Here is a 7392-nt window from a genome sequence, read left to right as displayed (position 1 = left end):
ACAGAACCCGTTCCTCCCCTTTGAGCTCGTTGCTTTGAGAGTTTCGGAGTTTGATACAAGGGGAGGTTAGGTGGGGTTGGTGGTTTGATGCTGAATGCTGGGTAAGGTGCTTGCAACCTTCTTTTACCTTTTGTTTGTTCGTGTTCTTGCTAATCATTTTCGATCGAGTTTGTTGTGAGTAGATTCCCAGTCTCACCTAGGTTCGCGGGAATGACGGAAAGAGAGAACTAAACGAACAGCGTCATTCTGAAGGAGCCTAAGCGATTATTCAGAATCTACTTCTAGCGCGTTGTTATGCCGGCGTTGTGAATTGAATTATCCGCGCATGCAGAATCAGTCCTTCACCTTTGAGCTCGGAGTGTTGAGAGCTTTAGAGTTTGATACAAGGGGAGGTTAGGTGGGGTTGCTGGTTTGAGGCTGAATGTTGGGTTAGGTGCTTGCAACCCCCTCCAACTCCCCCTTTTCTCGACATGGTTTGCCAAGCATTTGAATGTGGTTATCAAGGGGGAGGATATTCTTTTCTGCTTTGAGCTCAGTGCCTTCCTACCGTCGTTCTTAAGGAGCCAAAGCGAGTATTCAGAATCTATTTTCAGCGCGTTGTGATGCTGACAGTGTGAATTGAATTATCCGTCAGTGCAGAACCAGTCCCTCCCCTTTGAGCTCGATGTGTTGAGATCTTCGGAGTTTTATATAAGGGGAGGTTAGGTGGGGTTGATGTTTTGAAGCTGAATGTTGGGTTATGTGCTTGCAACCCCCTCCAACTCTCCCTTTTCTCGACGTGGTTTGCCAAGCATTTGAATGTGGTGGTCAAGGGGGAGGGTTATTCTTTGCTGCTGTGAGATCAGGCTTTCCCACTGTCATTCTGAAGGAGCCTAAGCGATTATTCAGAATCTACTTTCAGCGCGTTGTGATGTTGCATTGTGAACGGAATTATCCGCTAGCACAGAACCAGTCCCTCCCCTTTGAACTCGATGTGTTGAGAGCTTCGGAGTTTGATATAAGGGGAGGCTAGGTGGGGTTGGTGGTTTGAATCTGAATGCTGGGTTAGGTGTTTGCAACCCCCTCCAACTCCCCCTTTTCTCGACATGGTTTGCCAAGCATTTGAATGCGGTTCTCAAGGGGGAGGGGATTCTTTGCTGTGTTGAGCTCAGTGCTTCCCAGCGTCATTTTGAGGGAGCCTAAGCGAGTATTCAGAGTCTACTTTCAGCGTGTTGTGATGTTGGCATTGTGAATTGAATTACCCGCGCATGCAGAATCAGTCCCTCCCCTTTGATCTCGGAGTGCTGAGAGTTTTGGAGTTTGATACAAGGGGAGGTTAGGTGGGGTTGTTGGTTTGAAGCTGAATGTTGGGTTATGTGTTTGCAATCCCCTCCAACTCCCCCTTTTCTCGACATGGTTTGCCAAGCATTTGGATGTGGTTATCAAGGGGGAGGGTTATTCTTTGCTGCTGTGGGATCAGGATTTCCCACCGTCATTCTGAAGGAGCCTAAGCGAGTATTCAGAATCTGTTTTCAGCGCGTTGTGATGTTGTATTGTGAATTGAACTATCTGCGAACACGAAACCCGTTCCTCCCCTTTGAGCTCGGAGTGTTGAGAGCTTTGGAGTTTGATACAAGGGGAGGTTAGGTGGGGTTGGTGGTTGGTGGTTGGTGGTTTGAGGTTGAATGTTGGGTTAGGTGCTTGCAACCCCCTCCAACTCCCCCTTTTTTCGACATGAATTGCCATGCATTTGGATGCGGTTCTCAAGGGGGAGAGTGTTCTTTTCTGCTGTGAGCTCAGTGCTTCTCACCGTCATTCTGAAGGAGCCTAAGCGAGTATTCAGAATCTACTATCAGCGCGTTGTGATGCTGGCGTTGTGAATTGAGTTATCCGCGATTGCAGGACCAGTTCCTCCCCTTTGAGCTCTGCGTGTTGAGAGTTTCGGAGTTTGATACAAGGGGAGGTTAGGTGGGGGTGCTGGTTTAAGGTTGAATGTTGGGTTATGTGCTTACAACCCCCTCCAACTCCCCATTTTCTCGACATGATTTGCCGAGCATTTGAATGCGGCTATCAAGGGGGAGGGTTTTCTTTTCTGCTTTTAGTTCAGCGCTTTCCCGTCGTCATTCTGAAGGTGCCTAGGCGAGTATTCAGAATCAATTTTCAACGCGTTGTGATGCTGACAGTGTGAATTGAATAATCCGCGAGTGCAGAACCAGTCCCTCCCCTTTGAGCTCGAAGTGTTGAGAGCTTCGGAGTTTGATACAAGGGGAGGTTAGGTGGGGTTGGTGGTTTGAGGCTGAATATTGGGTTATGTGCTTGCAACCCTCTCCAACTCCCCCTTTTCTCGACTTGAGTTGCTACGCATTTGGATGTGGTTATCAAGGGGGAGGGCTGTTCTTTTCTGCTTTGAGTTCAGTGCTTTCCCATCGTCATTCTGAAGGAGCCTAAGCGAGTATTCAGAATCTACTTCTAGCGCGTTGTTATGTTGCGTTGTGAATTGAATTATCCGCGAATGCAGAACCATTCCCTCCCCTTTGATCTCGGAGTATTGAAAGTTTCGGAGTTTGATATAAGGGGAGGTTAGGTGGGGTTGCTGGTTTGAGGTTGAATGTTGGGTTATGTGCTTGCAACCCCCTCCAACTCCCCCTTTTCTCGACTTGAGTTGCTACGCATTTGGATGTGGTTATCAAGGGGGAGGGTTCTCTTTTCTGCGGTGAGCTCAGTGCTTTCCCATCGTCATTCTGAAAGAGCCTAAGCGAGTATTCAGAATCTACTTTCAGTGTGTTGTTATGTTGCATTGTGAACTGAACTATCTGCGAACACGAAATCAGTCCCTCCCCTTTGAGCTCGGAGTATTGAGATCTTCAGAGTTTGATACAAGGGGAGGTTAGGTGGGGTTGCTGGTTTGAAGCTGAATATTGGGTTACATGTTTGCAACCCCCTCCAACTCCCCCTTTTCTCGACATGGTTTGTCATGCATTTGGATGTGGTTATCAAGGGGGAGAGTGTTCTTTTCTGCTGTGAGCTCAGCGTTTTCCCATCGTCATTTTTGAAGTAGCCTAAGCGAGTGTTCAGGATCGCCTTCCTTAGCGATCTGAAGCTTTCTTTCTAGAAGTTTTATCATCCCATCTTTTTGTTTTATTTCAGATTTAGCTTTTGTTAGCTCATCTTGAGTTATTAGGAGATTCCCCCCAAGACCTGCAGCTGCACCGATAATAGAGGCAAAGATTGTTCCTACAATCGTTAAAGTCAACATTCTCTTATTATGAGCGTTATCTGCAATTCTGCGTCGTCTTTCTAACTCCAGCAAAGCTAACTTTTCTGTTCCATCTTTAAAGTCGGAAGCTGCCGCAAAATGATAAACCTGTTCATCAGACATATCTTGGTATCTCACATGAGCAGATATTGGACCTATGTTATCGATTGACATGTTTTTCCTAAAGAAAGTTAGATGATCAAAGCTGGATTTATGCGCTATTTACCAGAAGTAGTCAAACGAATATCAATTAGTTATAGGCTTAGTATGAAAGTTAGACTTCGAGAAAGGAGGCTATTTTCTACCCTTCTCAGTAGTACTCCCCCAAAAACCAAAAAAGCCAGCAGTTAATACCAGCTGGCAAAGTCTTTGGGCTTCTAGGTTTTTTGATTTTATTTCTTGTTACTCATCGCTGTCACGGTGCCCGGATTGGTTTTCCGGGGAAGAAAACACAGCACCGTGCGCTTTGTGCTCAAGAAATTGGAGATTAACCTTGCTTACGGATTAGGTAGTCAAATGCGCCTAAGCTTGCTTTTGCACCTTCACCCATCGCAATGATGATCTGTTTGTAAGGAACGGTTGTTGCGTCACCAGCTGCGAAGACACCTTCTAGGCTAGTATCGCCACGGCTACCGACTTCAATTTCGCCACGCTCAGATAGCGCTACTTCTGAATCTTTTAGCCATTCTGTGTTTGGTACTAGGCCGATTTGAACAAAGATACCTGACAGTTCAATCTCTTTGATTTCATCTGTGTTGCGGTCTTTGTACTTCAAGCTTGTTACGCGAGTACCGTCGCCTACTACTTCTGTTGTTTGCGCCATCGTGATGATGTCTACGTTTGGTAGTGAGTTCGCTTTGTCGATAAGCACTTGGTCTGCGCGAAGTACGTCTGCGAATTCAAGAACCGTTACGTGCTCTACGATACCAGCAAGGTCGATAGCTGCTTCGATGCCTGAGTTACCACCACCGATAACCGCAGTTTTCTTGCCTTTGAACAGTGGGCCGTCACAGTGTGGGCAGTACGCGACGCCTTTGTTGCGGTACTCTTGCTCACCCGGAACGTTCATTTCACGCCAGCGTGCACCAGGGCTAAGGATGACACTCTTACTCTTCAGCGTTGCGCCGCTTTCAAGTTGGATGTGAATCAAACCATCTTCTGTGTGTGCTGCGCCCATTAGCTTCTCAGCTTGTTGCTCAGTCACGACGTCTACGTCGTATTCTTTTAGGTGTTCTGCTAGGTCAGTTGCTAGTTTTGGACCTTCAGTGCGTTTCACCGAAATGAAGTTCTCGATTGCCATGGTGTCCATAACCTGACCACCAAAACGCTTAGCAACAACGCCAGTACGAATACCTTTACGAGCGGCGTATAGAGCAGCTGCGCTACCACCAGGGCCACCGCCGACAACAAGTACGTCGTATGGGTCTTTTTCGCTTAGTGCTTTCGCCGCTTTCTCGCTTGCGCCGTCATCCACTTTGTTTAGGATTTCAGTCAGAGACATACGACCTTGACCGAATAGCTCACCGTTCACGAATACACTTGGTACAGCCATGATGTCGCGTTGTTTCACTTCATCTTGGAACAAACCACCGTCGATCATGGTTGCTTTTACTTTCGGGTTGATCGCCGCCATCATGTTGAACGCTTGAACCACGTCCGGACAGTTTTGGCACGATAGTGAAATGAAGATTTCTACGTCTAGATCTTTGTCTAGTGCTGCGATTTGCTCAATCACTTCTGGTTCTAGTTTGATTGGGTGACCGCCCGAATGAAGCAGTGCCAATACTAGAGAGGTAAATTCGTGACCCATTGGCAAGCCTGCAAAGCGTAGTGCTGTGCCTTTTGCTGGGTTAGTTACCGCCATCACTGGTTTACGTGCGCTTGCGTTGTCGTCACGTTCAACGGTGATTAGGTCGCTCATCTCTGCGATTTGGTTCGCTAGAGACAAAATGTCATTCGATGCTTTGCTTTCATCTAGACTAACCACTAAACGAACTTCTTCTTTTACATTAGCCAGATATTGTTTGAGTTGTTGTTGGATCGCTTGGTCTAACATAGTTGTTACTACCTTAATTAAATAGTTACCAATCAAAACAAGTATTTGTTCATTCTTGCTAGCCAAAATCGTTGATAACTGCGTTATAGATTTTGTAGTTAGGGGAACTAGCTATCGAAAATCTATGCCTGGTTCTAAACGATTTTTTCTACGCAATTACTGCACACCTACTTATTCAGATAGGTAATAAAAAGTGGTTACTGTAGATAAAACCTGAGGGGGAGAGAGCAAATCAGGCAGAAGGTCGTCAAGGTATCTAACCTGAAGTGCTCTCTAATTCAGTTCTAATCAGAAAAAGGAAATCGGGAACTGATTAGAACTTAAATTTCAGTGGCTTAGATTTTGCCAACTAGGTCTAGTGATGGAGCTAGTGTCTCTTCACCTTCTTTCCATTTAGCTGGGCAAACTTCGCCTGGGTGCGCTGCTACGTATTGAGCTGCTTTCACTTTGCGTAGTAGGTCTTCTGCGTCACGACCGATACCTTCAGCAGTGATTTCCATTGCTTGGATAGTACCTTCTGGGTCGATTAGGAACGTTGCACGGTCTGCAAGACCTTGACCTTCACGCATCACACCGAAGTTGTTTGTGATGTTGCCTGTTTGGTCGCCAAGCATGTAGTACTGAATCTTACCGATTGTGTCTGAGCTGTCGTGCCATGCTTTGTGAGTGAAGTGTGTGTCAGTTGATACTGAGTAAACTTCTACGCCACGTTTTTGTAGCTCTTCGTAGTGGTCTGCTAGGTCGCCCAGTTCTGTTGGACATACAAACGTAAAGTCTGCTGGGTAGAAGAAGAATACTGCCCATTTACCTAGAACGTCTTGTTCTGTTACTTCAACGAATTCGCCGTTTTTGTACGCTGTAGCTGCAAATGGTTTGATTTGAGTATTAATCATAATTTACTTTCCTTTGAATGTTTTAAGCTGAGCTGTTGTTGCTTTCGGAAAGTATATTCTCATCGGAGTGTGTTTAAGGAAAATCGCTTGTAACTATCCTATTGATAGCCATTTCCTATTTCACTTGATAGGGAAATCCGATGTAAGTGAGTTTGCTTTGATAGGTTTTATTGAAGATGAAGGCGGATTAGCAATAGAGAATACCGATGATGACCTTAAGTGGATCGTCTGGCTAAGATCGAAAGAGCCTGCATCTCGGCAGGCTCTTTCTAATAGGAAGTGGGGAAGCGGATGCTTCTATTTTGTTAGCTCAGATTATCGAGCACTTTGCCACACAGCTTCTTCAGCATGATCATTTCATCTAGCTCTAAGGTGATTTTACACATCATGGCGTTTGGCACTGACTTGGCTTGTTCCTTAAGATCACGACCTTGTTCTGTTAGGTTGAGTACGCGAACGCGTTCATCGGTTTCACTTCGGCCGCGCTCTACATAGCCTTTTGCTTCTAAGCGTTTAAGTAGTGGCGTGAGTGTGCCTGAGTCCAAATGCAGTTGAGACCCCAATTCTTTTACGCTGGCACCGTCTTTCTCCCACAGTACCATCATCACTAAGTACTGCGAATAAGTCAGATCAAGCTCGTCCAGCAACGGGCGGTATGCTCGGATCACTGCATTTGCTGCGCTGTAGAGCGGGAAGCAAACTTGGTTTTCGAGTAAGAGTTTATCGTCGTCTGTCATGGTGTTGTCGGTGTAACACTGGCTCATTGGCGTTGCCTACCTGCTCACAGAGAAAGAGAATTACAAAATAAATTGTGCACAATATAGTTGCAAACGATCTTTACTTCGATATAAGATTGTAAGCAATTAAATTGTGCGCAACTTAAATTAAGAAGGACACTCGCATGACTACTCTATACAAAACTCAAGCTACCGCTTTGGCTGGTCGTAATGGTCAAGTAAAAACTGATGACGGTCTTCTCGAACTAGAGCTGTCATACCCGAAGGAAATGGGCGGCACAGGCGCAGCAACTAACCCAGAACAGCTTTTTGCAGCGGGCTATTCGGCGTGTTTTTCTAACGCGATTCTGCACGTAGCACGTGAAGGTAAAGTAAACCTGAAAAGTGCACCCGTAACAGCGCAAGTGGGCATCGGCCCGAACGATAACGGCGGCTTTGCACTAACAGTGAGCCTAGCGGTAGAGCTAGACA

At 46.1% G+C, this 7392-nt stretch carries 5 protein-coding genes; 1 reads left to right on the top strand and 4 read right to left on the bottom strand.

Annotation, left to right across the window (positions count from 1 at the left end):
• Window positions 1-3022: 3022 nt before the first annotated feature.
• From VJL_RS26690 to ohrR, 4 genes are all read right to left on the bottom strand, one after another.
• Window positions 3023-3409, bottom strand: a complete 387-nt coding sequence (locus tag VJL_RS26690) for a hypothetical protein (RefSeq protein ID WP_038882372.1) — start codon at window positions 3407-3409, stop codon at window positions 3023-3025.
• 313 nt (window positions 3410-3722) lie between these two features.
• Window positions 3723-5291, bottom strand: coding sequence for an alkyl hydroperoxide reductase subunit F (gene ahpF / locus VJL_RS26685; protein ID WP_005374617.1), 1569 nt, complete (start codon window positions 5289-5291; stop codon window positions 3723-3725).
• A gap of 335 nt (window positions 5292-5626) precedes the next feature.
• Window positions 5627-6184 carry an alkyl hydroperoxide reductase subunit C gene (gene ahpC / locus VJL_RS26680; protein ID WP_005374632.1) on the bottom strand — a complete coding sequence of 186 codons (558 nt, stop codon included), beginning with the start codon at window positions 6182-6184 and terminating at the stop codon, window positions 5627-5629.
• A gap of 305 nt (window positions 6185-6489) precedes the next feature.
• On the bottom strand, window positions 6490-6948 hold the full coding sequence (ohrR, locus tag VJL_RS26675; protein ID WP_005383518.1) for a transcriptional regulator OhrR: 459 nt from the start codon (window positions 6946-6948) through the stop codon (window positions 6490-6492).
• Window positions 6949-7085: 137 nt separating this feature from the next.
• Here ohrR and VJL_RS26670 point away from each other — a divergent pair.
• A partial coding sequence (locus VJL_RS26670; protein WP_038882371.1) for an Ohr family peroxiredoxin occupies window positions 7086-7392 on the top strand: 307 nt, incomplete at its 3' end.

This window comes from Vibrio jasicida CAIM 1864 = LMG 25398, from assembly GCF_000400365.1.
In the GTDB taxonomy this organism is placed as follows: Bacteria; Pseudomonadota; Gammaproteobacteria; order Enterobacterales; family Vibrionaceae; genus Vibrio; species Vibrio jasicida.
Note: the sequence above shows the minus strand (reverse complement) of the source record. Positions and strands in the feature narration are given on the sequence as shown.

Bases quoted from the DNA above. Each gene is read 5' to 3' on its own strand.
- VJL_RS26690 (WP_038882372.1), bottom strand. From the start codon at position 3,409: ATGTCAATCGATAACATAGGTCCAATATCTGCTCATGTGAGATACCAA.
- ahpF (WP_005374617.1), bottom strand. From the start codon at position 5,291: ATGTTAGACCAAGCGATCCAACAACAACTCAAACAATATCTGGCTAAT.
- ahpC (WP_005374632.1), bottom strand. From the start codon at position 6,184: ATGATTAATACTCAAATCAAACCATTTGCAGCTACAGCGTACAAAAAC.
- ohrR (WP_005383518.1), bottom strand. From the start codon at position 6,948: ATGAGCCAGTGTTACACCGACAACACCATGACAGACGACGATAAACTC.